Origin of the sequence: Mesorhizobium sp. M1312 (genome assembly GCF_040318115.1) — a bacterium.
Classification (GTDB): Bacteria; Pseudomonadota; Alphaproteobacteria; order Rhizobiales; family Rhizobiaceae; genus Mesorhizobium.
Map to the genome: position 1 here is coordinate 121,236 of NZ_JAMYLQ010000006.1, position 24,774 is coordinate 146,009.

Consider the following 24,774-nt stretch of genomic DNA (forward strand, 5'->3'; position numbering starts at 1 on the left):
CTAGCGTTCCTCACCGATCTCCATTCGGCCCACTTTAAGTGTGGTGACGGCGAAGGCCGCGATGAAGGCGGCGGACAGCATGAGAACGATGGTCGGCGCCGGTGCGCTATCGATGAAGAAGGACAGATAGACGCCGAGAAACGACGCGGCGACCGCAATCGCCACCGACAGGATCAGCATGGCGCTGAACTTCCTTGTCAGCAGGAAGGCGATGGCGCCAGGCGCGATCAGCATGGCGATGGCCATGATGATGCCGACCGCCTTCAGCGCGCCGACGATGGTGAGCGAGATCAGGCAAAGCAGGCCGTAGTGGAGCAGGTTGACCCGAAGACCAACCGCGCGAGCCTGAGCCGGGTCGAAGGCGTGCAGCAGGAAGTCGCGCCACTTGATCCCGATGATGCCGGCCGTAATCGCAGCAATGAGCCCCGTTTCGACGATGTCGCGCAAGCCGATGCCCAGCACGTCGCCGAACAATATGTGGTCGAGATGCACCTCGGACTGGATTTTTACATAGAGCACCAGGCCGAAACCGAACATGCCGGAGAAGACGATGCCCATTATCGTGTCCTGCTTGATGCGGCTGTTATCCTTGAGGAAGCCGGTGGCGAGAGCGCAGACCATCCCGGCGGCGAAGGCACCGACCGAATAAGGAAACCCAACGATGTAGGCAATGACCACGCCGGGAAAGACGGCGTGGCTGATGGCGTCGCCCATCAGGGACCAGCCCTTGAGAACGAGGAAGCAGGAGAGCAGCGCCGTTGGCACAGCAACCAGAACCGAAACAATCAGGGCATTGACCATGAAGCCGAACTGGAAAGGGGCAAGCAGCGAATCGAGGATGCTCATGGGCTGACCTCCAAGACCCTCGCCGCGCGGCGGCGGGCTGCCAGCATTCCATGCTTGGGAGCGAAGAAGAAGGCAGCGAGAAAGATCAGCGTCTGCAGGACGACGATGATGCCGCCGGTGGCGCCGTCGAGGAAATAGCTGGCATAGGCGCCGCTGAAACTCGTGGCCGCGCCGATGACAACCGCGATGACGAGCAGGCGCGGAAAGCGGTCCGTCAGAAGATAGGCGGTCGCGCCGGGGGTCACCACCATGCAGATGACGAGAAAGGCGCCGACGGTCTGAAGCGCGGCGACCGTGGAGGCCGATAGCAGCATGAAGAACATGATCTTGAGCGCGCTCGGGTTGAGGCCGATCGAGCGGGCATGGCTCTCGTCGAAGAAAACCACCATCAGATCCTTCCATTTCACCAGGAGGATGGCGAGCGAGACAAAGCCTATGATGGCGAGCTGAAGCGTGTCTTCCGGGGTGATCGCCAAGATGTTGCCGAGCACGATCGTCTGGATATTCACGGAGGTCGGCGACAGCGACACCATGAATAAGCCGAGGCCGAAGAAGGAGGAGAAGATCAGGCCGATGATGGCGTCTTCCTTCAGCTTGGTGCGCTGGTTGAGGAAGAGCATCGCCGCAGCGGCGAGCCCGCCGGAGAAGAAGGCACCGATCGAGAAGGGAAGGCCCAGCATATAGGCGCCGGCGACGCCCGGCACGATCGAATGCGAGAGCGCGTCACCGATCAGCGACCAGCCTTTCAGCATCAGATAGCAGGACAGGAAGGCGCAAACACCACCGACCAAGGCGGACACCCACATGGCATTGAGCATGTATTCGTAGCCGAACGGCTCGAGCAGGACACTCATTCGTCCGGTTCCCGCATCTTGTGCTGCATGGCTCCGTTCTCTCCGTAGAAGACCAGTGGCCGTTCGTCGTCGGTGATGACGGCAAGGCGGCGCTTGTCGTCGTCCTCGTGCAGCCCGGCGCCGCCCAGCACGAAATGACGCAAGACGCCGCCAAAAGCCTTTTCCAGGTTCGCCTGCGTGAAGGTCTGGCCTGTCGGCCCGTAGGCAAGGACCGTGTTCCGGAGCAGCACGGCACGGTCGCAGAACTCCGGCACGCTACCCAGATTGTGCGTCGAGACCAGCATCACCCGGCCTTCGCGCCGGAGCGCGCGCAGCAGTTCGACGATAGCGTCCTCGGTCCTGACGTCGACGCCGGTGAAGGGCTCGTCGAGCAGGATGACGCGCCCGTCCTGCGCCAGCGCCCTAGCGAGAAAGACGCGCTTCTTCTGCCCGCCCGAAAGCTCGCCGATCTGGCGCTTGCGGAAATCGCTCATGCCGACACGCGCAAGCGCGGCCGCAACTGCCTCGCGATCAGCCGCCTTCGGAAGGCGCATCATACCCATATGGCCGTAGCGACCCATCATGACGACGTCCTCGACCAATACTGGAAAGTTCCAGTCGACCTCCTCGGCCTGCGGCACATAGGCGACGACGTTCTTCCTCAGAGCGGCCGCGGCCGGCTGTCCGAGAACAAAAATCTCTCCCTTTGCCAGCCGCACGAAGCCCATGATGGCTTTGAACAGCGTCGACTTGCCCGAGCCGTTGACACCGACAAGTGCCGTGATCGTGCCTGTCGGAATTTCAAAGCTCGCATCCCGCAGCGCCGTGTGGCCGTTGCGGTAGGTGACGGTAGCGCCGCGGACGGCGAGACCGCCTCCCGCATCCTCGGACGCGGGGGCAAGAGGCGGAACGGCTTCGTTCATTGCGACAGCCCTGCGGCGAGGCCTTTCTGAACCGTATCCGATGTCACCCGCAGCAGGTCGATATAGGTCGGCACCGGGCCGTCCGCCTCGCTAAGAGAATCGACGTAGAGGACGCCACCGTAATGCACCCCTGTCTCGCGCGCGACCTGCCGGGCCGGCTTGTCCGACACGGTGCTTTCGCTGAAGACGGCGACGATCTTGTTTTCCCTGATGGCGTCGATCACCTTGCGAACCTGCTGTGGGGTGCCTTGCTGGTCAGCGTTGATCGGCCACAAATAAAGCTCCTTCAGCTCGAAATCGCGTGCGAGGTAGGAGAAAGCGCCTTCGCTCGACACCAGCCAGCGCCTGTCCTGAGGGATCGAGGCTAGCTTATCGCGGATCGGCGCGACGGCGGCCTCTATCTTTGCCTTGTAGGCTTCTGCATTGGCCTTGTAGGTCTCGGCATGCGCCGGATCGTGCTCGACGAAGGCGTTGCGGATGTTGTCGACGTAGATCAGCGCGTTTGTCGGCGACATCCAAGCATGCGGGTTCGGTTTGCCCGTATAGGGTCCCTCGGCGATGCTCATCGGCTGGACGCCCTCGGAGACGATAGCGCCGGGTACGTCGCTAAGGTTCTGGAAGAATTTTTCGAACCAGAGTTCGAGGTTGAGGCCGTTCCACAGAATGAGCTTTGCGCCCTGCGCCCGCTGAATGTCGCCCGGCGTCGGCGCGTAATTGTGGATCTCCGCTCCCGGTTTGGTGATCGATTCCACGATTGCTGCGTCGCCCGCCACGTTCTTCGCCATGTCGGCGATGACGGTGAAGGTCGTCACGGCCTTGAATTTTTCCTGCGCTTTCGCTGGGCTTGAAGCCACCGCCGCAGCGAAAACCGCAGCCATCAACCCGACGACAACCCGTCGTCCGTATCTCTCGATCATCAATTTCTCCTGTCGCGATTCTTATGTCTCGCCGGTGGCCGCCATTATGCGATTGCGACGCTCGCTTCTCGCGTATTCCGCAATTGCGACTGATTTGCAAGTAGAAAACGGCTTGACGTCGTAGATTGTATGCGGCCGCGCGATTTGGCGTCGGCTACAGAGCAGCCCTATGGCGGAGCGGACAACAAGGACTGCGACACGCTGGCGTCCGGCATCGATGCGCTGCGGCGCACGTCCGGTTCGACGCCGAGCCCCGCGATCAGCCGGCTTTCCCGATGCTTTCGACCAGCCGGGGCAGTTCCGAGAGATCGGCTATCTGGCGGAAGCGAGGCGCGGTGACCGGCGGCTCGACATGTTCCAGCACCCAGGTCAGCTCGTGCGGCACGTGGATGCCCCAACTGCCGGCCTCGATGGCCGGCACCACGTCCGATTTGAGCGAATTGCCGACCATCATGCTTTTTTCGGCGCCATCACCGTGGCGGCTGAAGACCCTGACATAAGTGGCGGGGCTCTTGTCGCTGACGATCTCGACGGCATCGAACAGGTCGCCGAGGCCCGATTGCGCCAGCTTGCGTTCCTGATCGAAGAGGTCGCCCTTGGTGATCAGCACAAGGCGATATGCATCCGCCAGCTTTTCAACGGTTTCGCGCGCATGGGGCAGCGCCTCGATCGGATGGCCAAGCATCTCGCGGCCCGCGGCAAGAATTTCGGCGATGACCGAGGCCGGCGCGCGGCCCTCAGTAATCTCGATCGCCGTTTCGATCATCGACAGGGTAAAACCCTTGATGCCGAAGCCGTAGACGGCGAGGTTGCGCTTTTCCGCCTCCAGCAATCTTGCCGAGATATGTTCCTCCTCGGCATGATCGGCGAGCAGCGCGGCAAAGCGCTTTTCGGTTATGCGGAAGAACTGCTCGTTCTGCCAGAGCGTGTCATCGGCATCGAAGCCGATCGTAGTCAATTCATGATTGTTCTGCATTCGACGTCTTCAACCGAGGCCATTGAACTTGCGTCGAACCTAAGCCGCCCGGAGCAGTTTTCAACTGGGCAGGCGTACGCAGGGCTGGCTCCCCTTCCCTTCCATCACCGGCCACGGCTATACTCTAGAATCCGCAACCCAATCTGGTGAATGATGCCGCCTGCAAAAAAGGAAGTCCGTCCGTCGAGCCGCGGAGGACGTATCCGCACGCCTGCTTTCGTGAAAAATCAACGTGGTGTGAAAAACTGGAAGGAAGTCGGCGCCTGGCTGGCGTGGCGCGGCATCGAGGATATCGAATGCATCACGCCCGACCAGGCGGGTGTTGCGCGCGGCAAAATGATGCCGTCGAAGAAATTCACCTCCAACACCTCGCTGGCGCTGCCTTCGGCGGTGTTCATGACGACGATCTCCGGCGGCTATCCGGAGGACGGCAACGGCTTCCACTATCCGGAGGACGACGGCGACCTCAAGCTGATGCCGGACCTGTCGACACTGACCGTGGTGCCGTGGGAAGAGGACCCGACGGCGGCGGTCATCTGCGATCTCGTCCACCAGGACGGCCGCTCGGTCGAGTTCACGCCGCGCAACGTGCTGAAGCGTGTGCTTGCCGCCTACGACAAGCGCGGGCTGAAGCCGGTGGTGGCACCCGAGATCGAGTTCTACCTCGTGCGCAAGAATCCCGATCCGGACTACCCGCTGACCCCCCCGGTCGGGCGTTCGGGACGGGCGATCGGCGGTGGCGCTGGCTATTCGATCGCCGGCGTCAACGAGTTCGACGAACTGATCGATGACATCTACCATTTCTCCGAAAGCCAGGGCCTGGAGATCGATACGCTGATCCACGAGGAAGGCGCCGGCCAGCTCGAGATCAATCTGCGCCATGGCGATCCGATCGAGCTAGCCGACCAGGTGTTCATGTTCAAGCGCACCATCCGCGAGGCGGCGCTGAAGCATGAGATCTACGCCACCTTCATGGCCAAGCCCATCCAGGGGCAGCCCGGGTCGGCCATGCATATCCACCAGTCGATCATCGACAAGAAGACCGGCAAGAACGTCTTTTCCGCCGAGGACGGCTCGGAAACCGAAGCCTTCTTCCATTTCCTCGGCGGCATGCAGAAACATGTGCCGAACGCGCTGGTGATGTTCGCGCCGTACGTCAATTCCTATCGCCGGCTGACGCAGTCGGCTTCGGCGCCGGTCAACAACAAATGGGGCTACGACAACCGCACCACCGCCTTCCGCGTCCCGCGCTCCGACCCGGCAGCCAGGCGCGTCGAGAACCGCATCCCTTCCTCCGACGCCAATCCCTATCTGGCGATGGCCGCATCGCTCGCCTGCGGGCTAATTGGCATGACCAACAAGATCAAAGCCGAACCACCGGTTCTCACCACCGCCAACGAGGCAGAGATCGACCTGCCGCGGAGCCTGCTCGAAGCCGTCGACCTGTTCGAAGCAGACGAGGAACTCTGCGCGCTGCTCGGCAAGTCGTTTGCCGCGACTTATGCGGCGATCAAGCGGGCGGAATTCGAGACCTTCATGGAAGTGATCAGTCCGTGGGAGCGGGAGTATCTGTTGTTGAATGTTTAGGGGAGTAGGGGAGTAGGCAGTACGGCAGTAGGGCAGTAGGGCAGTAGGGGGCACGTAATGGCGAAGATCGAGTCCTACAGGGATCTGATCGTCTGGCAGCAGGCAATGGACCTGGCAGTATCAATCTATGAAGTGACACGAGCTTGGCCGAAAGACGAGCTCTATGGAATGACAGGTCAGGCGTGTCGGGCAGCTACCTCCGTGCCTGCCAACATCGCTGAGGGTTACGGCCGAGAGAGCCGAGCTTCCTATCAGCAATTTCTCAGGATCGCCCAAGGATCCCTAAAGGAACTGGAGACGCATCGTATGATTGCGCACCGTATCGGAATCGCCTCGCACGAGGCGGTCGAACCTTTGATGAACCGCAGCGAGAGCGTAGGGACGTTATTGCGCCTTCTGATCCGCAAATTGTCACCTGAATAACTTCTACTCCCCTACTCCCCTACTCCCCTACTCCCCTAACCGAGCATCATGCCCTACCAATCCCCGATCTCCCCCGGCCGCTCCTGGTATGAGGACACGGCCGGCCCCCGGCCCGAATACCTGGCGCTCGACGGCGACCGGACATGCGACGTCGTCATCGTCGGCGGCGGCTTTACCGGCCTGTCGGCGGCGGCGCACCTTGCCAAGGCCGGCAGCAATGTCGTGCTGATCGAAGCGCATCGTTTCGGCGACGGCGCATCGGGCCGCAATGGCGGCCAGCTCGGCACCGGCCAGCGCGCCTGGGTCGAGGAGCTCGAAGCGGAATACGGCTTTTCCCGTGCCAAGGCGCTGTTCGAACTCGCCGAAGAGGCCAAGGCGCATCTCCTCGAATTCGCCGCCGCCAACAAGATCGAGATCGACTATATGCCCGGCCAGATGTCGGTGGCGCACAAGCAGCGCTATGTCAACGATTACAAGGCGCATGCCGAGATCATGGCTAACCGCTTCGGCTATCCGCACATCACCTTCATGGACGCCAAGGTGACGGCCGAGCGGTTGGGCTCGGCGCGCTACTTCGGCGGCACCCGCGACACCGGCACCGGGCATATCCATCCGCTGAAGCTGGTGATCGGCACGGCAAAGGTGGCGGCGCAGGCGGGCGCGCAGCTGTTCGAGCAGACGCCGGCGACCGGCATCGCGTCGGTTGGCGGCAAGGTCAGGGTTACGACGCCGAAAGGCACGATATCAGCCGAGAAATGTCTGATCGGCGTCAACGCTCATGGCGGCACGCTCGAGCCGATCAGCGCTGCGCATATCATGCCGATCGGCTCCTTCATCGGCGCAACGGCGCCGCTGGGAGCTGACACAAACGTGCTGCCGGGCGGTGAGGCGGTCGATGATTCCCGCTTCGTCGTGCGCTACTTCCGCAAATCAACGGATGGACGGCTGCTGTTCGGCGGGCGCGAGATCTACGCGGTCAACGATCCGAAAGATATCCATGTCCACATCCGCCGGCAGATCGCCGAGCTTTACCCTGACCTCAGGGATGTCGAGATCAGCCATGGCTGGGGCGGCTATGTCGGCATCACGATGCCGAGAAAACCCTTCGTGCGCGAGGTGATGCCCAATGTGATCTCGGTCGGCGGCTATTCCGGTCACGGCGTCATGCTGTCGAACTTTTTCGGCAAGCTCTATGCCGAAACCGTTGCCGGCAACCGGGACCGGCTGAGGCTGATCGAGGACCTGAAAATCCCGACCTTTCCCGGTGGTCGACGCTTCCGCGCGCCTCTGCTCTTTCTTGCGCTCAACTGGTATGCCTTGAGGGACAGGATATAACCATAGATTGCAAAATCCCTTGCAAGTTGCAGAATCTATCGCAAAGGTGCAGAATCCGCCCGGCAAGGGCGCAGTGATGCCACAATCGCCGGCAAAGGATGCCCGCTCAGGGCAGTTGAGCGGGGATTTTGCGGGCCTGTCCGCGTTGGTTTGGGACCGATGCCGACCAAACGCCGGTTGTCCCGGCGCAGGTCGTAAGAACGTCGGCCCGCAAATGGAGGTGCAAGAGTGAGAGAGCCCTTCAGTTTCGGCGCGCCGGAACGACGGCGCTTTGCGATGCAGTTTGGCTACGACATGCGGCCCAGGTTCTGGCAGCAAATCCGGTCGAACTTGCATCTGGTCATCGCCGCGTTTGGCACAGCAGCGCTGCTTGGCGTGGCTGCGGTAGCGCTATGGCTGGCATTGCCGGCCGACGAGAGACAAGCGGTCGCGAGTCCCGATCAGATCGTTTCAAGCATTCCGGTAAAAACAACAAGGATCGTGCCGGCCGCGGCCTCGAAGATCGCCGCGGTGCAGCAGGCTGCGAGCAAGACCGATGCGGTTTCGCCGGCGGTGGTTGCGGCGAAGGCCGAGATACCGGCGCTGGCGCCCAATGATCCTCGCTGGACAGGATCGGGACCGAAGACAACATCCGGCCAGATGGCAGGCCAGGCTGAAAAAACGGCAGACAAACCGTCCACTGCGGCGGCATTCGCCGATCCGGCAGCGAAAACCAAAGTGGCAGCATTGCTTGCCAAAGTTGCTGCTCCCGACAAGACGGCGACGGACGGCGCGCAAACCGCCGCCATTCCCAACCCGAAGCCGGGAGAGCCGGCGGCGACACAGAACGATGGCACCCAAGCCAAAGTCGAGGCCAAGAAAGCGAGCGCGGCAGAAACCGGACGCATCCTTAGGGGCGTCACCATGCGCACCGGACCGAAGAACAGTGCGGCCGCCATAGTCACCGTTCCCGCCAAGACCTCTGTTCAGGTGATGGGCTGCAAGAAATGGTGCCAGATCGTCTACAACGGCAAGCGCGGCTGGATCTACAAGAGCTTTGTCAAGACCGGCGCCTAAAGCGCGTCGCGTTTGAATGGATTCATGCGACGCGCTTTAGGTTCTTGTTTTTTGTGCATGTCGTTATCGCAAAACCGCTGCGCACTTTGCGCGACATGCATTAAGGCTGGTCAGGCGATCCCTTGACGTCGCACCACGGCTCGGATGGCTTCTGTAATACAGTCGGCCGCCGCGTCCGGCGAGTGCGATGAACCGTCAAGTCGAACTTGAAACCGACTGGGTCGGACGGCTCAGATGCAACGTCCGCCGTCGACTTCCAGCGCCACGCCAGTGATGAAAGCCGCCTCGTCCGAAGCCAGCCAGAGCGCCGCGTTGGCTATGTCGAGCGGCGTCGAAAGCCGGCCAAGCGGGATCGACGCGCGGAATTTCTCGCGGATTTCGGGTGTGTCGGCGCCCATGAATTTTTCCAGCATGCCGGTCTCGCCGGCGACCGGGCAGAGGCAGTTGACGCGGATGTTCTTCGGCGCGAGTTCCACCGCCATGGACTTGGTCGCGGTGATCGCCCAGCCCTTCGATGCATTGTACCAGGTGAGGCCGGGCCGCGGCCTGATGCCGGCGGTCGAGGCCGTGGTCAGGATAACGCCGCCGCCCTGCCTATCCATGACCGGCACAACCGCCAGGGCGGCGTGGTAGATCGCCTTCATGTTGACGGCCGTGATCAGGTCGAAGGTCGTCTCGTCGACCTCGAGCATATCGCCGTTACGATGGGTGTAGCCGGCATTGTTGACCATGATGTCGATGCGACCGAAGGCACTCTTTGCGGCATCGACCATCTCGTCGAATTCGGAACGCAACGAGACGTCCGTCTGGGTCCAGATCGCCGCCTGACCGATCTCGTTGGCGACGCGTTCGGCGCCCCTGGCGTTGAGGTCGGCGACAACGACCTTGGCGCCCTCCTCGGCAAAGCGCTTGGCGATACCCTCGCCGAAACCTGACGCGGCACCGGTAATGATGGCAACTTTGTTTTCCAGGCGCATGACTTTCTCACTCAAGATTGAAGACGATCGCTCGGGCAGCCGCCGGCGATGACCGCCGAACGATCAGTATACACGCTCGATTTCTCCTTTGGCTTTCGCTTCGATCCCGCTCTATGCTGCATTTGCGAAGGCCACCCGGAACACCTCGCCGACAAGCCGCCGGGTTGCGCCAGTGTCAAGGGCATCAAGGCCAACCGGGCAAACCCATTGGCCTTGGGATGTGACGTCGTGGCACTGGAAAACCTAAATCGATTAGATTATATCCACCGCGTCACAGCGACCGGGGTTAAAGCGGACAGACCATGACCAGCCAGATCATTCCCGTCGAGCCTTTCGACTTCATCATTTTCGGTGGCACCGGCGATCTGTCGGAACGCAAGCTTTTGCCGTCGCTCTATCATCGCCAGCGCGGCCATCAGTTTTCCGAACCGACGCGCATCATCGGCACGTCGCGCTCGAAAATGACCGATGAGGAATTCCAGGCTTTCGCCAGGCAGGCGATTTCCGACCATGTGAAACCGGCCGATATCGACGCCACGGAGCTGAAGACGTTTCTTGCCCGGCTTTCCTATGTCTCGGCCGACGCGACCAATGGCGCGGGCTTCGACAAATTGAAGACGGCGATCGGCGACAGCGAATGCATCCGCGCCTTCTACCTGGCGGTGGCGCCGGCGCTGTTCGGCGACATCTCGCATAAGCTGAGAGAAAATGGGCTGATCACGCCGAACTCGCGCATCGTGCTGGAGAAGCCGATCGGGCGCGATCTCGCCTCGGCACGCGAGCTCAACGATCTGGTCGGCGATGATTTCCATGAAAGCCAGATTTTCCGGATCGACCACTATCTCGGCAAGGAGACGGTGCAGAACCTGATGGCGTTGCGCTTTGCCAACGCGCTCTACGAGCCGCTGTGGAATTCCGCCAATGTCGATCATGTTCAGATCACCGTGGCCGAGACTGTCGGCCTCGAAGACCGCGTCACCTACTACGACAAGGCCGGCGCGCTGCGCGACATGGTGCAGAACCACATGCTGCAGCTCCTCTGCCTCGTCGCGATGGAGGCGCCGTCATCGATGGATGCCGACGCCGTTCGCGACGAAAAGCTGAAGGTGCTGCGGGCGCTGAAACGCATCAACGGCAACGAAGCCCCCAAGCACACGGTGCGCGGCCAATACCGTGCCGGGGCCTCGGCCGGCGGGCCGGTGAAAGGCTATGTCGAGGAGCTCGGCAAGAACAGCAACACCGAAACCTTCGTTGCGCTCAAGGCCGAGATCGGCAACTGGCGCTGGGCGGGCGTGCCGTTCTACCTCAGGACGGGCAAGCGGCTGGCGACCCGCGTCTCGGAGATCGTCATCGAGTTCAAGCCAATCCCGCACTCGATCTTCGGCGACAGCGCCGGGCCGATCTCCGCCAACCAGCTGGTCATCAGGCTGCAGCCCGACGAGGGCGTCAAGCAGTTCATCATGATCAAGGATCCGGGGCCGGGCGGCATGCGGCTGCGCCAGATACCGCTCGATATGAGCTTCGCGCAATCCTTCGACGGCCGCGCACCCGACGCCTATGAACGGCTGATCATGGACGTCATCCGTGGCAACCAGACGCTGTTTATGCGCCGCGATGAGGTCGAGGCAGCGTGGAAGTGGATCGACCCGATTCAGGACGCCTGGGAAAGCGGAAGGCAAGAGGCGCAGGGCTATACGGCCGGCACATGGGGCCCCTCGGCCTCGATTGCGCTGATCGAACGCGACGGGCGGACATGGCACGAGAGCAATTGAACGGCACCGCCTACAGCTGGCACGCGTTTGCCGAACGCCCGGACCTGGCGGCAGCACTTGCCGGCCACGTCGCAGGCCGCCTGACCAATGCAATCGCCGAGCGCGGCACGGCACTGCTCGCCGTTTCCGGCGGCACGACGCCGGCGAGATTTTTCGCATCGCTTTCGAATATCCCGATCGCCTGGAACAAGGTCACTGTGACGCTGGTCGATGAGCGTTGCGTGCCGGCCTCCTCTCCGCGCTCCAACGCCGGGCTGGTCGCCGCCAATCTTTTGCAAAACGCGGCCGCAGCCGCACGTTTTGTGCCGCTCTACCAAGAGGCGGAAAGCATCGAGGATATGTCTGAGGCCGATAGCAGGATGTTGCGGTCGCTGCCCTGGCCGCTCGACGTGGTCGTGCTTGGCATGGGAACCGACGGCCATACCGCATCGTTCTTTCCTGACGCCGATAATCTGCAAAAACTGCTCGACCCGTCCTCGGAAGGGGTCGTGCTCCCGGTTCACGCGGCAAGCGCCGGCGAGCCGCGCCTGACGCTGTCGCTGGCGCGGATCGTCAGGGCCGGCTTCGTCGCACTGCACATCGAAGGTGAAGACAAGCGCAAGGCATTCGAGAGCGCGATGGCATCGGGAACGCGAAAGCCCATTCGTGCCGTGCTCGACGCCGCCGAGAGGCCCGTAGAGGTTTTCTGGGCACCCTGATTTCAACTTGCCAAGGGTCCCGGCAGACAGCCGGAAGGTGTTTGCGGGACCTCGCCTGAAAGGACCGACACCATGACCGCGAGACGCGACATCGAAGCCATCACCGACCGCATCCGCCAACGCTCCAGACCAGGGCGCGAGGCCTATCTCGGCCGCATCGCCGAGGCCTCGAACCGCACCGCCAACCGGGCCGTGCTTTCCTGCGGCAACCTCGCCCATGGCTTTGCCGTCTGCAGCCCTTCGGAAAAGGTGGCGCTGGGCGGCGACAAGGTGCCGAACCTCGGCATCATCACCTCTTACAACGACATGCTGTCGGCGCATCAGCCTTTCGAGACGTTTCCAGCGCTGATCAAGGACGCGGCGCGCGAGGCCGGCGGCATTGCCCAGGTCGCCGGCGGCGTGCCGGCGATGTGCGACGGCGTCACGCAAGGCCAGCCCGGCATGGAGCTGTCGCTGTTCTCGCGCGACGTGATCGCCATGGCCGCGGCGATCGGGCTGTCGCACAATATGTTCGACGCGGCGGTCTATCTTGGCGTCTGCGACAAGATCGTGCCGGGGCTGGTGATCGCGGCGCTGACCTTCGGCCATCTACCGGCGGTGTTCATCCCGGCCGGGCCGATGACGACGGGCCTGCCCAACGACGAGAAGGCCAAGGTCCGCCAGCTCTATGCCGAAGGCAAGGCAGGAAGGGCCGAACTGCTCGAAGCCGAGTCCAAATCCTATCACGGGCCGGGAACCTGCACCTTCTATGGCACGGCGAACTCCAACCAGATGCTGATGGAGATCATGGGCCTGCACACGCCAGGCGCCTCCTTCGTCAACCCCGGCACGCCATTGCGCGACGCGCTGACCCGGGAGGCGACGAAGCGGGCGCTGGCGATCACCGCGCTCGGCAACGCCTACACGCCGGTCGGCCGGATGATCGACGAGCGTTCGATCGTCAACGGCATCGTCGGCCTGCACGCCACCGGCGGATCGACCAATCACACCATCCATCTGATCGCCATGGCGGCCGCGGGCGGCATCGCCATTACCTGGCAGGATATTTCGGACCTTTCGGAAGCCGTGCCGCTGCTGGCGCGGGTCTATCCAAACGGCCTTGCCGACGTGAACCATTTCCATGCGGCAGGCGGGCTCGGCTTCCTGATCCGCGAACTGCTCGACGAAGGCATCCTGCACGAGGACGTCCAGACGGTTTGGGGCGAAGGGCTGCGGCCTTATGCGGTCGAAGCCAAGCTCGGCGCCGATGGCGGCGTGGTGCGCGAGGCCTCGCCTCGCGAAAGCGGCGACGCGAAGGTGCTGGCGCCGTTCAAGAAGGCGTTTCAGCCGACCGGCGGGCTGAAAATGCTTTCAGGCAATCTCGGCCACGCCGTCATCAAGACTTCCGCCGTGAAACCGGAGCGGCGCATCATCGAGGCGCCGGCAAAGGTGTTCGACAGCCAGCAAGGGCTCAACGAGGCGTTCAAGGCCGGCACATTGACCGGCGACTTCATCGCCGTCATCCGCTTCCAGGGGCCGAAAGCCAACGGCATGCCGGAGCTGCACAGGCTGACCACGGTGCTCGGCGTCCTGCAGGATCGCGGCCAGCATGTGGCGCTGGTCACTGACGGCCGCATGTCGGGCGCCAGCGGCAAGGTGCCGGCAGCGATCCATGTGACGCCGGAGGCGGTCGAGGACGGGCCGATTGCCAGGATCCATGACGGCGACATCATCAGGCTCGACGCCGACGCCGGAACGCTGGAAGTGCTGGTGCCGGCAGGCGATTTCGCGCTGCGGCGAGCAGCGGACAGCGATCTTGTCGGCAATGAATTCGGCTTCGGCCGCGAGCTTTTCGCTGGGTTCCGGCAAATGGTCGGGCGTGCCGACCACGGCGCCAGCGCATTCGGAAACAATGCAGCGGAATTTGCACTGCGGTGAAAAAGGGCGGCTGGCTGTCGATTTCCACCCAATTTTGCCCTTTTGGGCACTATGTTACCTTTAAGTCATTATTGACCTATCACTCGTGAACGGTCATTCGTAGCCGATGCAGCGGGGAGCGGGATCGAGCGCTTCTGCATCTTCCAGAAACGGCAAAGTCCCACCCTAAGCGGAAGCTCGTTCGCCCCGGGCCGAATTCACGCACTCGACCCAAAGGCGACTTATGCCTGTCCCACCGCGAATGGCCGCTTAGCGCCGCATTTCGGACCTATTGTCGACTGACGCCAAAGCCCAAGAGCGGAAATTGGCGAGGGACAGTTGCGATTGCCCCAAAAGCGGACAACGGCTAATCCACGAACAGTTGCACGACAATCCTAGATCATCAAAGCCGGATCAAATGGGCATTTTGTCAGGTTTTCAAAACCGTTGTCCGTGATCAAAACCTGCTCTTCGAGCTTTACGCCTTCACGGCCACCAACGGCACCGATATAGGCCTCAACGCACAACGTCATCCCCGGCTCGAGAACATAGTCGAATGCTCCCGGGACAAAGTTTTGAGGATAGAGGATCGCGGGATATTCGTCGCATAGACCGATGCCATGCATCATGACGCCATATCGCTGATCCACGAACTCGGCAGGGAGCTTGTGGCCGTGCTCGGTTAGTTCGTTGAATGATACTCCAGCTTTGAGCATGGCCATGTTGGTTATCACGTGTTCGTACGCGATTGCGTGTAGCCTTCGCTGTTCGTCGGTCGGCCTGCCGTCGCCGCAATACCAAGTGCGCGAAAAATCCGCACACATGCCATAAGGCCCGACCATGTCGGTGTCGAAGGCGACCAGATCCCCTGGCATTATGCGTCGAGGGCCGGCTTCTTGCATCCACGGGTTCGTGCGCGGGCCGGAAGTCAAAATGCGCGTTTCGATCCACTCGCCGCCGCGGGCGATGCTTTCGGCATGAAGAACCGACCACAATTCAGTTTCCGCTATGCCGGGTCGCAAACGCTCGCGCATTTTGCCAACAGCGATTTCGCATGTGGCTAGCGAGCAGCGCATTGCGTTGATCTCGTCGACACCCTTGATGGCCCTCGCGTGCTCCATGAGTTGCATGCCGTTGCAGACCTCGATACCGACTGCTTCCATCGCGCGCAGGCCGGGAATTTCGATCTTGTCGACGGTAAGACGTCGGTTCTTGCCAGCGCAGCGTCGCATTAATTCATCGATCTGCCCCGCGAACTGTTTGGCGATTGCTTCCTCTGCATCTCCGGCAACGAAATAGTAGAAGCCCGCCCCACCGTCGCGGATTTCGTTGATGAGCGGCAGGTAGGTCGAGAGATGACTGCAGCGGTGAAAGTCCCACAGAACGACATAACCGTCCGCTGACACGAACACGGCTCGCGACGGGTTGTGCATGGTCCAGATATGCATGTTCGAGGAATCGGTCGCATATCGAATGTTCAGCGGATCGAAACAAAGCACGCCGGCGTAATCCCGTTGGCGCAGTTGTTGCACGAGGCGGTCCAGCCGAGTTTTCCTCATCCGTTCCAGATTGGGGGCAGTGAGTCCTAACTGCTCCCATTCAGCAAATGCCACATCAGTCGGGCCGATTTCCACACGATCGTTGTTGTCGATGCTCCCGTCCGCCTTCAGTGCCGTTGCGCCTCGCGTAGGATCAATCTTGTGCTTCACGATCGAAAACGAAGACAAATGATGGTTCCTACTGCCGAATATGCGTGTCGGTGGTCCCGCCGCATTCACTGTCACCGCTGAAGATCACGATCGACAAGCGCTCGGATTCGCGCCGAAGGCTTGGCGGAAGCATTTCGAAAAATGCGAGGCCGACACGAAACCGCATGCGATTGCGATATCGACCACCGGCAATTCTGTCTGTTCAATGAGACGCTTTGCGCGACTAAGTCTCAAATGCAGGTAGAAGCGCATGGGAGACGACGTAATCGACTGCTGGAAAAGCCGTTCGATCTGACGCTGCGAGCGGCCGACGCATTTTGCGACGTAGCGGGGCGGCAGTGGGTCCTCAATATGCTCCTCCATGATCCGAATGACGTCTGCCAGCGACTTGCAGATGCCGGTTTCACCAGCATTGATGGACGATTGTCTATCTGAAGCAGGGCGCCAATGCCCGGCAGTCGTATGTCGGCAGACAGCTAACGCGATGTCTCTGCCAAGGCGCTCGCTGATCAGCTCCATAACGAGGTCGAAGGACGCGAATTCTCCTGCGCAGGTCAGGAGGTGAGGATCGCGAACGAACAGTTGGTCGGTAACCTGGAGGCGGCCAAACTTTTCCGAGAGGGCGGCCCTCTTGTCCCAATGGATTGTGCAAGCGGTATCGTCGAGTAATCCACTTTCCGCCAGCAGCCATGTTGCAGTACCCAACGCCGCGATTGGAACCCCGTGCCGCTTGCAAAGCCGAAGAATCTTCGTGAGGGAAGTCGACATCTGCTTTTGGACCGGCTCGCCCGCGCAGACGATGACCATGCTTGGTCCCTTGGCGGACTGAATGCATTCTCCAGTGCCTAAAAAATTGCTGCCGACCGAAAGGATGAACCCGCAGGCGCATTCAACCGGCTGGCCATCCGGGCTCGCAATCGTCCACTCGAAGGAGGATCTGCCGGAGATGGAATTCGCAAGGCGAAGGGGATCCACGAAGGATGAAAGGCCTAGCTGGGAAAATCCCGGTAGTGCAAGAATAACCAGTCGGAACACGTCTTGGATGTCGATCACCTGCCGGCTGGGATTCCATCCCACAATCCGCGAACGGTCTCCCGCTGAAAATGGCGCATTCATAAGGTCATACATCCTCGTTGACGGTCATCAACATCGAGCGGGGCGTTGGCACCAGCGTCTTGCAGGATGGACACCGCCGCCATCAGCCGCGGACGTTGTGCTTGCGCTTCATGAAGTCCTTGGCGGTCTCGACCGCCACCGCGGCGTCGCGGCAATAGGCATCGGCGCCGACGGCCTTGCCGAACTCCTCATTGAGCGGCGCGCCGCCGACCAGCACGACATAGTCGTCGCGGATGCCTTTTTCCTTCATCGTATCGATGACGACCTTCATGTAGGGCATGGTCGTGGTTAAAAGCGCCGACATGCCGATGATGTCGGGCTGATGCTCTTCAATCGCTGCCATGTATTTTTCGACGGCATTGTTGATGCCGAGATCGATGACGTCGAAGCCGGCGCCTTCCATCACCATGCCGACGAGATTCTTGCCGATGTCGTGGATGTCGCCTTTGACGGTGCCGATGACCATCTTGCCCTGCTTGGGCGCGCCGGTGGCGGCGAGCAGCGGGCGCAGGATGAACATGCCGGCCTTCATCGCGTTGGCGGACAAAAGCACTTCCGGCACGAACAGGATGCCGTCGCGGAAATCCTCGCCGACGATGCGCATGCCTTCGACAGCGCCTCGGTCAGCACCTTGTAGGGCGCCCAACCGCGCTCGAGGAGGATCTGTGTGCCTTCCTCGATCTCGTCCTTCAGCCCGTCATAAAGATCGTCGTGCATCTGCTGCACCAACTCGTCGTCGGAAAGGTCGGAAAGGATGATCTCGCCGTCGGACATGTCGGGTCGCCTCACGCATAGTTCAAGGAGGTCGGTACCCCATGCGAAATGGGGCACCGACCAGGCTTCCGGTTGGAGCCTTGCGAGTCTGCTAGGCTGCCAGCCAGACTTTCTGCAAATCCATCTGGAAAGTCTGGTGGATTGCATAGTCCTGAACTTTTTTGTTCATGTGACCAAAGAGGCTTTGCCAGAACGGCTGGATGATGACCCCAGAATCCTGCAGCACATCTTCGATGTCCTGCATCAATTCCTTCCGCTTGGCGGCATCGCTGACCGAGAACGCCTTCTTGAGCTTGGCGTCGAAGTCGGGATTTGCGTAAGCAGTCTCATTCCAAGCCTCGCCAGTGCGATAAGCCAGCGCTAGGACCTGAACCCCGAGCGGTCGCATGTACCAAACGGTCAGCGAATAGGGATACTTCGCCCAGTCGTTCCAGAAAGTCGAACCCGGAAGCACCGTGCGCTTGACCTTGATGCCGGCCTCTCGAAGCTGCGCCGCAATGGCGTCACCGGTGTTCTTCTGCCAGTCTTCGTCGATCGAAATCAGCTCATGCTCGAAGTCGGCATTTCCGGATTCAGCAATGAGTTTCTTCGCGCCCTCGACGTCCCGGCTTTTCTTAGGCAGGGCAAAATATTCCGGGTGGATCGGGCTGACGTGATGGTTTTCGCCGACCATTCCCCGTCCTGCATAGCCGAGTTGAAGGACAGTGTTGTTGTCGACCGCCATCTGCAAGCGCGTTACGGACCTTCTTGTTGTCATATGGTTTGTTGGTCGTGTTGGTGCGGCACACCAGCGTCGTTGCGGTGGCGACTTCCGATTTGACCACGTCCATCTTGTCCAGGATGTCGATGAAGTCAGCCGGCGTCTCCATATTGACGTCGATCTCCCCGGAGTCGAAGGCAGCCACCGTTGCCTGGAAGTCGGTTCCATAGTCGACGAATTGCACGCCATCCAGCAGAGCTTCGCCGCCCCACCATTTGCCATACTCGCGGCGTTTGACTTCAGCCTTGCTGCCGACCGCGTAGGATACCAGTTCGAATGCCCCCGTTCCGATCGGCTTTGCGACCGGGTCGGCGCCGCCGGCATCGAAACTGCGATGGACGATCAGTCCGGGGTAGTCGGTGAAATTCGCGATGATGGCGATGTCCGGGTCGCTAAGCTTGAGCTTGACGGTATGGTCATCGACCTTGACGATAGCTCCATCTCTCGCCTTGCCGGTCTTGGCGTCAATCAGTCCCCCGACGCGCGCGGCCATCGAATTGCCGGAGACGCCCTTCTCGCACCAGCGGGTGATGTTGAGGACTACGTCATCGGCGTCGAAAGCGTCGCCATTGTTCCAGGTAACACCCTTTCGGACATGGAAGACATATTCGGTGGCATCGTCATTGACCTCCCAGCTTTCCAGCAGGACAGGTTCAAATGTGAATTCGTGTGTGTAGCGAACCAGCGGCTCAAGCCAGCAGCGAGAAATGTTGGCAAGCTCAACCCAGTCATAGTAGGTACGCGGGTCTTTTTGCGCCTTGACGGGCATGGACACACGCAGGGTTCCGCCCTTCTTTGGCTCGGCGGCGCGTGCGGGCTGGGGCAATGCTACGCCAATCAGGCCGTAGGCCATTGCCGCCGAGGCGCCGAACGTGCTCGCAAGCGCGAGAAACTCGCGCCGGTCCATTTGTCCGGCTTTGACGTCGCTAGCCATCTTTTCGATGGCAGCCGGAACGTGATTCCCATTGCTTCTGAACAGTCCCATTTTCTTCTCCCTTGTTGGTGTTCCCGGATATTGATCGCATGGGCTCTTGGGCGGATGCCTAGGCAAGGCTTGGCGAGATTTCCTCCTGGCGTTGCGCCACGAATGCATCGAGTTCCTCGCGCACGGCCGGATCCATCGGCGGCTGCTCGTAACTCGCGATGATCGATTTCGCCTTCTCACGGCAGCGCTGCGCCATGTCCTTGGAGCCTTTGACCTTCCACTGCTCATAGCTGAGGTAATCGAGGATCTCCGGCGCGAAGAATGCGTCCTTGAAGTTGAGCGTGAAGGAATCTCCGAGATAGTGGCCGCCGGGGCCGATGCGCCGCACTGCTTCGAGAGCGTCGTCGAAATGCTCGAACGAAATCCCCTGCGCGTATTTTTCGATCAGCAGGTTCTGTTCGGCATCGGCGACAAACTTCGACATGCAGCATACGAGGCCGGCCTCATCCCAGCCGCCCGCATGCATCATCAGGTTCGCGCCTGCACTCGCTCCCGACATGTAGGCGATCGCCGATTCGTATCCGGACTGAGCATCGAAGGTCTTTGCGGACGACTGGGATGCCGTCGTTCGCCACGGCAAACCATACCGCCTTGCCATCTGGCCGATGACGGCGTTGATCAGAGTGACTTCGGGCATGCCGGACATCGGGGCGCCGCTGCGCATCGACACCGAGACTGAATATTGCCCGTAGATCATTTTGGCGCCGGGCCTGACCAACTGGGTGTAGGCGAGCGCTGCGAGTGCCTCGGCATTCAACTGCGCGATTGTGGCCGGGATGTCGGCGGGAGTGTTTGCCGCGCCGAGCACAAAAGGCGACAGCAGGACGACCTGGTTCGCCTCGACGAAAGCGCGGAGCCCATCCAGCATGGTCGAATCCCAGACCAGAGGTGAGTTTCCCGATACGTGACCGAGCATCACTGCGTTCTGATCCATAAAGGCCTTGCCGTGGACGATCTGCCCCATGGCGATCGAGTCCTCGGCTCGCTGCTTCCCGGTCGTCAGACCGAAGAAGGGCATGTTCGTTTCCACCAGGCTCGAATGGTTGATGTGCAGATGGCGCCATGGAACAGCGATGTCGGTCGGCTCACAGGTGAACCCGCCGGCGATATGGAACCCCGGCAGCATCTGGGTCAGCCGGTTCATGTTCCGTAGATCCTCGATCGTGGATGCGCGTCGCACACCCTCAAGGTCCCGGACGTTTGGCGCGCCTTGCATGGCGCCGAAGGTCATTGTGTCTGGCGCGATTTCGAAACGCTGTGACGGATCGCGAGACGTCATCTCAAAACGGGATGGGGCCTTGGAGATGAGATGCATCAGCATCTCGCCATCGAGGCGCACACGTTGGCCTTGGACATCGGCGCCAGCCTCCTTCCATTGCCGGATCGCCGTCTCATCACGGAATTCGATTCCGATCTCGCGCAGGATCGCCAACGAAGCCTGGTGAATGCGCTCAAGCTGCTCAGCGGTGACGGCCTCCACAGGCCGAATGCCGTACTTGATGGTCGAGACGCGAGGCCTCTTCTCGGATTCCCGGGCAGCTACGACCGACGCGCGTCCTCCGCGGCGCCGGATTACGGGAGCATCAGAGTCCATCATCGCGTTTTCCCGGAGGGGCGCTAAGGTCCCCGTCAACAGAACTTTCTTCGGTCCGCGTACGGAACGCGGCCCTGCTCATTGACGTTGATAATAGGGGCCAACGATCATCCTGAGAATGCGCAAAAGGTTTCGCTGGTGTTAAACTCAGTTTATCTCTGGGTTGACAGCGCAGGCACTCGTTACCTGGAAAGACAGCCCGAAAAGCGACGCGGAGGTGGGTATGAGAACCGAGGGAGCGTTGACCGGTAGCCGTCTAGTCTAAGGGCGTAATTCCTTCGACTGAGCGAGGAACCAGTCCACCAGAACCTTGCACCTCTTGTTTTTGCCTGCGTCATCATTGGACAAGAGGAAGAAGGCGCGGTCGGTCTTGATCTCAGTCGCGATGGGCCGAACCAGCAGGCGGTTGTTAAGCAGGTGTTGGGCGGTCAAGGACCATCCCAGCGAGATTCCTTCGCCTGCAAGAGCTGCCTGGAGCGCCAGTTGATAGTCATTGAATACAATGTTCGGTTTGGTCTCGCTGGCATCTCCGCCTGCAAGCTCGACCCATTCGGGCCAGCTCATTCGCTTGCGAAAGGCATCGGACGAATGAATGAGCTGGTGTCGAACCAACTCATCGACGCTCTTTGGAGCGGGGTGCGCCAGAAGATATGCGGGGGAGCAGACGGGAAAAATGATCTCGTCGCATACGAACCGGCTGTTGGTCCGGTCAAAATCCCGTGGCCGCACCCATACGGTGACGTCTACTTCGTGATCAGGCTCGATATCCCGATCGGTGGCGACAACCTTGATCTTAACGTCCGGATGCTCTTCCTGGAAATGATAGAGCTGGGGCGCAAGCCAATGTGCCGCGAGAGATGTCGACGCAGCAAAAGTGACGTACTTCGTTCCGCGATCGGAAATAGTCTCAAGCCGCTGTTCCAGACGGCGGAAGCAAGTGCGCACCTCATCGTAGAGCTGCCTCCCTGCCTCCGTTAGCTGCACTCCTCGATTGTCACGGGCAAAGAGCGCGGTCCCGCAATGCTTCTCGAACATCTTGATCGAGTGCGAGACGCTCGGTTGCGTCACACTGAGCTCGCTGGCTGCGCTTTTGAAACTTTGGGTCCGGGCAGCCGCTTCGAAGACAAAAAGCGAATGCGTCGAGGGCACCAGGCTGCGAAGCTTTGACATGAAGCAGATCTATATCAGACGCTATCTTTTCCGTCTACGAGACTCCCGCCAAGTGGTCTATTCAAACAGGAAACCAACGCGACCGCGGATCGTAGCATCGTCACCGGCAGCCTTAACTCAGCGAGTTGGCAGTGAATTCGTTCAACCAAACAACGACCAAAGCGCGCAAAGTCGTTCAGCCGCCCCACCCCGAACCGACTATGTCCGGCTGGTACACTACGGCAGGGCCGGAGTTGGCGCTGGTGCCGCAAGAAGGCGACGTTGCGTGTGACTGCCTGGTGATTGGCGGCGGCTGGATGGGGCTGCACGCGGTCCGTCGATTTGCCGAACTCAACCCGCAGTCCTCGGTTGTCCTCGTAGACGCCGGCCGCATTGGGAACAATGCATCCGGACGGTGCATGGGTTTCGTCATCGATCTCGCGCACAATCCTCGGAAGCGCGATTTCGTCGAAGACATCAAGGGGAACAAGGAAGAGCTGTTCGTTAACCTGGACGGCATCGCCTACATCCGAAGCGCTGTCGAAGAGCATGGGGTCGATTGCGACTGGGACGCGCAGGGAAAATACCACAGCGCGGCCACCGTTCACGGTGTGGAGGATCTGCACCGCTTTTCGGAGGCGCTGGATAAGCTTGGGCAGAACTACAGCTGGGTCGAGACCCCCGAAATCCAGGCGATCACCGGCAGCAAGCACTACATCAAAGCCTTGCATCATCCCGGCACCGTCTTGGTCCAGCCTGCGAAGTATCTCAAGAATGCGACAAGAAGCCTGCCCGCGAACGTCACCGTTCACGAAAACACCCCCATCGTGGCGGTGCAGTTCGGGGCGCCGAAGCACATCTGCGAGACGCCCGCCGGAACAATCAGAGCTTCGAAGGTCATCATCTGCGCGTCAGGCTATCTGACGAGGTTCGGTTTCTTCGACAACCGCGCCATACCGCTGTACACGTTTGCGAGCATGACACGACAGCTCACCGAGAGCGAGCTTTCGCGGGTGGGGAACAAGAGAGCCTACGGACTCATACCAGCCAACAGCTTCGGCACGACGGTTCGTCGCACGATCGACAACCGGCTTTTCCTTCGCAACGTCTATTCCTATGCGACGGACTTCAAGACCACCACGCAGGATGTGATGAGGGCTCGGGTGCAGCAGCAGATCGCGTTCGATCGGCGGTGGCCGGAGATCTCCTCGATCGGCTTCGAGGCCAGCTGGGGTGGCCTTCTTACCCTCGCGCAAAATGGCGGAATGGTCTTCGGCGAGTTGGCGGAGAAGGTCTACGGCGCCGCTTTCTGCAATGGAACAGGCGTGGCGCGAGGAGCTGCCTTCGGCAAGGCTGTAGCGGATCTGGCGTCAGGGCGATCATCGCCGGTGGTCGACATCCTGAAGACGCGCGCAAGTCCCAGCAAGCCCTATCCCAAGCCTGTCACAGCGATGGGCGTTCGCATCGTAACCGCGGTCCGTTTCCGACAGGCCGGCGCTGAAGTCTAGATACAACGAGAGAGATCATGGCGGACCTGAAGGGCATAAATCTAGCAATGCAGACACCGTTCGATGAGAATGGTGCGATCAACTACTCGATTTTCGAAGATCTGATCGAGAAGTACGTCGCCGCGGGTGTTCACGGGCTGGTGCTTGGCGCAGGGACCGGGCAACACCCCTATCTTACCGAGGCCGAGTGCAACCGCCTCTACGAAGTAGGCGCAAAGCGAATAGCTGGTCGCTGCAGCGTCATTTGCCAGACCTCTGCTTTGAATATGGACGAAGTCATCAGAAGGTCGCGTCATGCGGAGTCCGTCGGCGCCGACGCATTGATGGTTCTGCCACCCTACCTGGAGGGTCCGAGTGATGAGCAGGGAATCTTCGACTTTTACAAGGCAATCGATGCTGAATTAGGCGTCGACCTGGTCGGCTACAACATCCCACAGGCCACCGGCATTTCGGTTTCACCACAGCTGTTTGAGCGCCTGAGCCAGTTGAAGAACTTTAACTACATCAAGGACAGCGCAGGGGACTTTACTGTCCATCAGGAGTACCTGCAGACAAGCGGAACGGTGCTCAATGGCTGCGACACCACCACGCTCTACGCTTTGATGGCCGGGGCCCGCGGCGTCATATGGGGTGGTGCGAATTACATGCCTTCTGAAGCGGTCGAGCTATATAGATTGGTGGACCGCAAGGAATACGAACAGGCGCTAACGCTCTGGCAGCGGATGTTGCCCTCGTTGCTCTTTATCTGGAGGTCTCCCTATACGCCGTCGGTACTTCGAGCGGCGCAACTGCGCGGCTACGGAACAGGTAATGTTCGCAGCCCCTTGAGAAAGCTCTCCGAAGATCAGGAAGCGCAGCTTCGCCGTTCGCTTGAACCGTTGGGCGTGTAGACAGGGCCGTCGCGACGAACGACGTGGTGCTTGGTTACGTCAAAAGTGTC

At 60.7% G+C, this 24,774-nt stretch carries 20 protein-coding genes and 2 pseudogenes; 10 read left to right on the forward strand and 12 right to left on the reverse strand.

Annotation, left to right across the window (positions count from 1 at the left end; all coding sequences use genetic code 11):
* The 5 genes from NKH36_RS10155 to NKH36_RS10175 form a co-directional block, all read right to left on the reverse strand.
* Positions 1-846, reverse strand: a complete 846-nt coding sequence (locus tag NKH36_RS10155; protein ID WP_352957760.1) for a metal ABC transporter permease — start codon at positions 844-846, stop codon at positions 1-3.
* Positions 843-1,700 carry an iron/manganese ABC transporter permease subunit SitC gene (gene sitC / locus NKH36_RS10160; RefSeq protein WP_352957762.1) on the reverse strand — a complete coding sequence of 286 codons (858 nt, stop codon included), beginning with the start codon at positions 1,698-1,700 and terminating at the stop codon, positions 843-845. The genes NKH36_RS10155 and sitC overlap by 4 nt, the downstream gene beginning before the upstream one ends.
* Positions 1,697-2,602, reverse strand: coding sequence for a manganese/iron ABC transporter ATP-binding protein (locus NKH36_RS10165; protein ID WP_352957764.1), 906 nt, complete (start codon positions 2,600-2,602; stop codon positions 1,697-1,699). Before NKH36_RS10165 ends, sitC begins: the two co-directional genes overlap by 4 nt.
* A complete protein-coding gene (locus NKH36_RS10170; protein ID WP_502912010.1) occupies positions 2,599-3,480 on the reverse strand; it encodes a metal ABC transporter substrate-binding protein in 882 nt (293 codons plus the stop codon). The genes NKH36_RS10165 and NKH36_RS10170 overlap by 4 nt, the downstream gene beginning before the upstream one ends.
* A gap of 298 nt (positions 3,481-3,778) precedes the next feature.
* Positions 3,779-4,495: an HAD family hydrolase gene (locus tag NKH36_RS10175; RefSeq protein ID WP_352957768.1), complete on the reverse strand. Its 717-nt coding sequence runs from the start codon at positions 4,493-4,495 to the stop codon at positions 3,779-3,781.
* A gap of 150 nt (positions 4,496-4,645) precedes the next feature.
* Here NKH36_RS10175 and NKH36_RS10180 point away from each other — a divergent pair, with 150 nt between their 5' ends.
* From NKH36_RS10180 to NKH36_RS10195, 4 genes are all read left to right on the forward strand, one after another.
* The gene (locus tag NKH36_RS10180; RefSeq protein ID WP_352957770.1) at positions 4,646-6,082 is read left to right on the forward strand and encodes a glutamine synthetase family protein; all 1,437 of its coding nucleotides are present in this window, start codon (positions 4,646-4,648) and stop codon (positions 6,080-6,082) included.
* A gap of 57 nt (positions 6,083-6,139) precedes the next feature.
* Complete coding sequence (locus NKH36_RS10185) at positions 6,140-6,505, forward strand: four helix bundle protein (protein WP_352957772.1); 366 nt, start codon at positions 6,140-6,142, stop codon at positions 6,503-6,505.
* A 48-nt stretch (positions 6,506-6,553) separates the two neighbouring features.
* Positions 6,554-7,840, forward strand: a complete 1,287-nt coding sequence (locus NKH36_RS10190; protein ID WP_352957774.1) for an NAD(P)/FAD-dependent oxidoreductase — start codon at positions 6,554-6,556, stop codon at positions 7,838-7,840.
* Between the two features lie 228 nt (positions 7,841-8,068).
* The gene (locus tag NKH36_RS10195) at positions 8,069-8,896 is read left to right on the forward strand and encodes an SH3 domain-containing protein (RefSeq protein WP_352957776.1); all 828 of its coding nucleotides are present in this window, start codon (positions 8,069-8,071) and stop codon (positions 8,894-8,896) included.
* 230 nt (positions 8,897-9,126) lie between these two features.
* Here the strand turns inward: NKH36_RS10195 and NKH36_RS10200 are convergent, their stop codons facing one another.
* Positions 9,127-9,873: an SDR family oxidoreductase gene (locus NKH36_RS10200; protein WP_352957778.1), complete on the reverse strand. Its 747-nt coding sequence runs from the start codon at positions 9,871-9,873 to the stop codon at positions 9,127-9,129.
* A gap of 48 nt (positions 9,874-9,921) precedes the next feature.
* Between NKH36_RS10200 and NKH36_RS10205 the strand changes: the two genes are divergently transcribed.
* The 4 genes from NKH36_RS10205 (at position 9,922) to edd (ending at position 14,260) form a co-directional block, all read left to right on the forward strand.
* Positions 9,922-10,179 carry a hypothetical protein gene (locus tag NKH36_RS10205; RefSeq protein WP_352957780.1) on the forward strand — a complete coding sequence of 86 codons (258 nt, stop codon included), beginning with the start codon at positions 9,922-9,924 and terminating at the stop codon, positions 10,177-10,179.
* Positions 10,176-11,645 (forward strand): glucose-6-phosphate dehydrogenase, encoded by a 1,470-nt coding sequence (zwf, locus tag NKH36_RS10210; protein ID WP_352957782.1) that lies wholly within the window; start codon positions 10,176-10,178, stop codon positions 11,643-11,645. Before NKH36_RS10205 ends, zwf begins: the two co-directional genes overlap by 4 nt.
* Positions 11,627-12,343 carry a 6-phosphogluconolactonase gene (gene pgl, locus NKH36_RS10215; RefSeq protein ID WP_352961621.1) on the forward strand — a complete coding sequence of 239 codons (717 nt, stop codon included), beginning with the start codon at positions 11,627-11,629 and terminating at the stop codon, positions 12,341-12,343. Before zwf ends, pgl begins: the two co-directional genes overlap by 19 nt.
* Before the next feature lie 72 nt (positions 12,344-12,415).
* A complete protein-coding gene (gene edd / locus NKH36_RS10220) occupies positions 12,416-14,260 on the forward strand; it encodes a phosphogluconate dehydratase (RefSeq protein ID WP_352957784.1) in 1,845 nt (614 codons plus the stop codon).
* A 374-nt stretch (positions 14,261-14,634) separates the two neighbouring features.
* Here edd and dddP read toward each other — a convergent pair whose 3' ends face one another.
* From dddP to NKH36_RS10250, 6 genes and pseudogenes are all read right to left on the reverse strand, one after another.
* On the reverse strand, positions 14,635-15,966 hold the full coding sequence (gene dddP, locus NKH36_RS10225; protein ID WP_352957786.1) for a dimethylsulfonioproprionate lyase DddP: 1,332 nt from the start codon (positions 15,964-15,966) through the stop codon (positions 14,635-14,637).
* 66 nt (positions 15,967-16,032) lie between these two features.
* Positions 16,033-17,064, reverse strand: coding sequence for a GlxA family transcriptional regulator (locus NKH36_RS10230; protein WP_352957788.1), 1,032 nt, complete (start codon positions 17,062-17,064; stop codon positions 16,033-16,035).
* An 82-nt stretch (positions 17,065-17,146) separates the two neighbouring features.
* A pseudogene (locus NKH36_RS10235) lies at positions 17,147-17,838 on the reverse strand (cobalamin B12-binding domain-containing protein).
* A 91-nt stretch (positions 17,839-17,929) separates the two neighbouring features.
* Positions 17,930-19,583 (reverse strand): annotated as a pseudogene (locus tag NKH36_RS10240) (ABC transporter substrate-binding protein).
* A gap of 58 nt (positions 19,584-19,641) precedes the next feature.
* On the reverse strand, positions 19,642-21,180 hold the full coding sequence (locus NKH36_RS10245; RefSeq protein ID WP_352957790.1) for a trimethylamine methyltransferase family protein: 1,539 nt from the start codon (positions 21,178-21,180) through the stop codon (positions 19,642-19,644).
* Positions 21,181-21,438: 258 nt separating this feature from the next.
* Positions 21,439-22,347, reverse strand: coding sequence for a LysR substrate-binding domain-containing protein (locus tag NKH36_RS10250; protein WP_352957792.1), 909 nt, complete (start codon positions 22,345-22,347; stop codon positions 21,439-21,441).
* 242 nt (positions 22,348-22,589) lie between these two features.
* Between NKH36_RS10250 and NKH36_RS10255 the strand changes: the two genes are divergently transcribed.
* The gene (locus NKH36_RS10255) at positions 22,590-23,834 is read left to right on the forward strand and encodes an NAD(P)/FAD-dependent oxidoreductase (RefSeq protein WP_352957848.1); all 1,245 of its coding nucleotides are present in this window, start codon (positions 22,590-22,592) and stop codon (positions 23,832-23,834) included.
* Positions 23,835-23,851: 17 nt separating this feature from the next.
* Complete coding sequence (locus NKH36_RS10260; protein ID WP_352957794.1) at positions 23,852-24,724, forward strand: dihydrodipicolinate synthase family protein; 873 nt, start codon at positions 23,852-23,854, stop codon at positions 24,722-24,724.
* Positions 24,725-24,774 lie beyond the last annotated feature (50 nt).

Coding starts and splice junctions, on each gene's coding strand:
- NKH36_RS10155 (WP_352957760.1), bottom strand. CDS start 846: ATGAGCATCCTCGATTCGCTGCTTGCCCCTTTCCAGTTCGGCTTCATG.
- sitC (WP_352957762.1), bottom strand. CDS start 1,700: ATGAGTGTCCTGCTCGAGCCGTTCGGCTACGAATACATGCTCAATGCC.
- NKH36_RS10165 (WP_352957764.1), bottom strand. CDS start 2,602: ATGAACGAAGCCGTTCCGCCTCTTGCCCCCGCGTCCGAGGATGCGGGA.
- NKH36_RS10170 (WP_502912010.1), bottom strand. CDS start 3,480: ATGGCTGCGGTTTTCGCTGCGGCGGTGGCTTCAAGCCCAGCGAAAGCG.
- NKH36_RS10175 (WP_352957768.1), bottom strand. CDS start 4,495: ATGCAGAACAATCATGAATTGACTACGATCGGCTTCGATGCCGATGAC.
- NKH36_RS10180 (WP_352957770.1), top strand. CDS start 4,646: ATGATGCCGCCTGCAAAAAAGGAAGTCCGTCCGTCGAGCCGCGGAGGA.
- NKH36_RS10185 (WP_352957772.1), top strand. CDS start 6,140: ATGGCGAAGATCGAGTCCTACAGGGATCTGATCGTCTGGCAGCAGGCA.
- NKH36_RS10190 (WP_352957774.1), top strand. CDS start 6,554: ATGCCCTACCAATCCCCGATCTCCCCCGGCCGCTCCTGGTATGAGGAC.
- NKH36_RS10200 (WP_352957778.1), bottom strand. CDS start 9,873: ATGCGCCTGGAAAACAAAGTTGCCATCATTACCGGTGCCGCGTCAGGT.
- NKH36_RS10205 (WP_352957780.1), top strand. CDS start 9,922: ATGACCGCCGAACGATCAGTATACACGCTCGATTTCTCCTTTGGCTTT.
- zwf (WP_352957782.1), top strand. CDS start 10,176: ATGACCAGCCAGATCATTCCCGTCGAGCCTTTCGACTTCATCATTTTC.
- pgl (WP_352961621.1), top strand. CDS start 11,627: ATGGCACGAGAGCAATTGAACGGCACCGCCTACAGCTGGCACGCGTTT.
- edd (WP_352957784.1), top strand. CDS start 12,416: ATGACCGCGAGACGCGACATCGAAGCCATCACCGACCGCATCCGCCAA.
- NKH36_RS10230 (WP_352957788.1), bottom strand. CDS start 17,064: ATGAATGCGCCATTTTCAGCGGGAGACCGTTCGCGGATTGTGGGATGG.
- NKH36_RS10245 (WP_352957790.1), bottom strand. CDS start 21,180: ATGATGGACTCTGATGCTCCCGTAATCCGGCGCCGCGGAGGACGCGCG.
- NKH36_RS10250 (WP_352957792.1), bottom strand. CDS start 22,347: ATGTCAAAGCTTCGCAGCCTGGTGCCCTCGACGCATTCGCTTTTTGTC.
- NKH36_RS10260 (WP_352957794.1), top strand. CDS start 23,852: ATGGCGGACCTGAAGGGCATAAATCTAGCAATGCAGACACCGTTCGAT.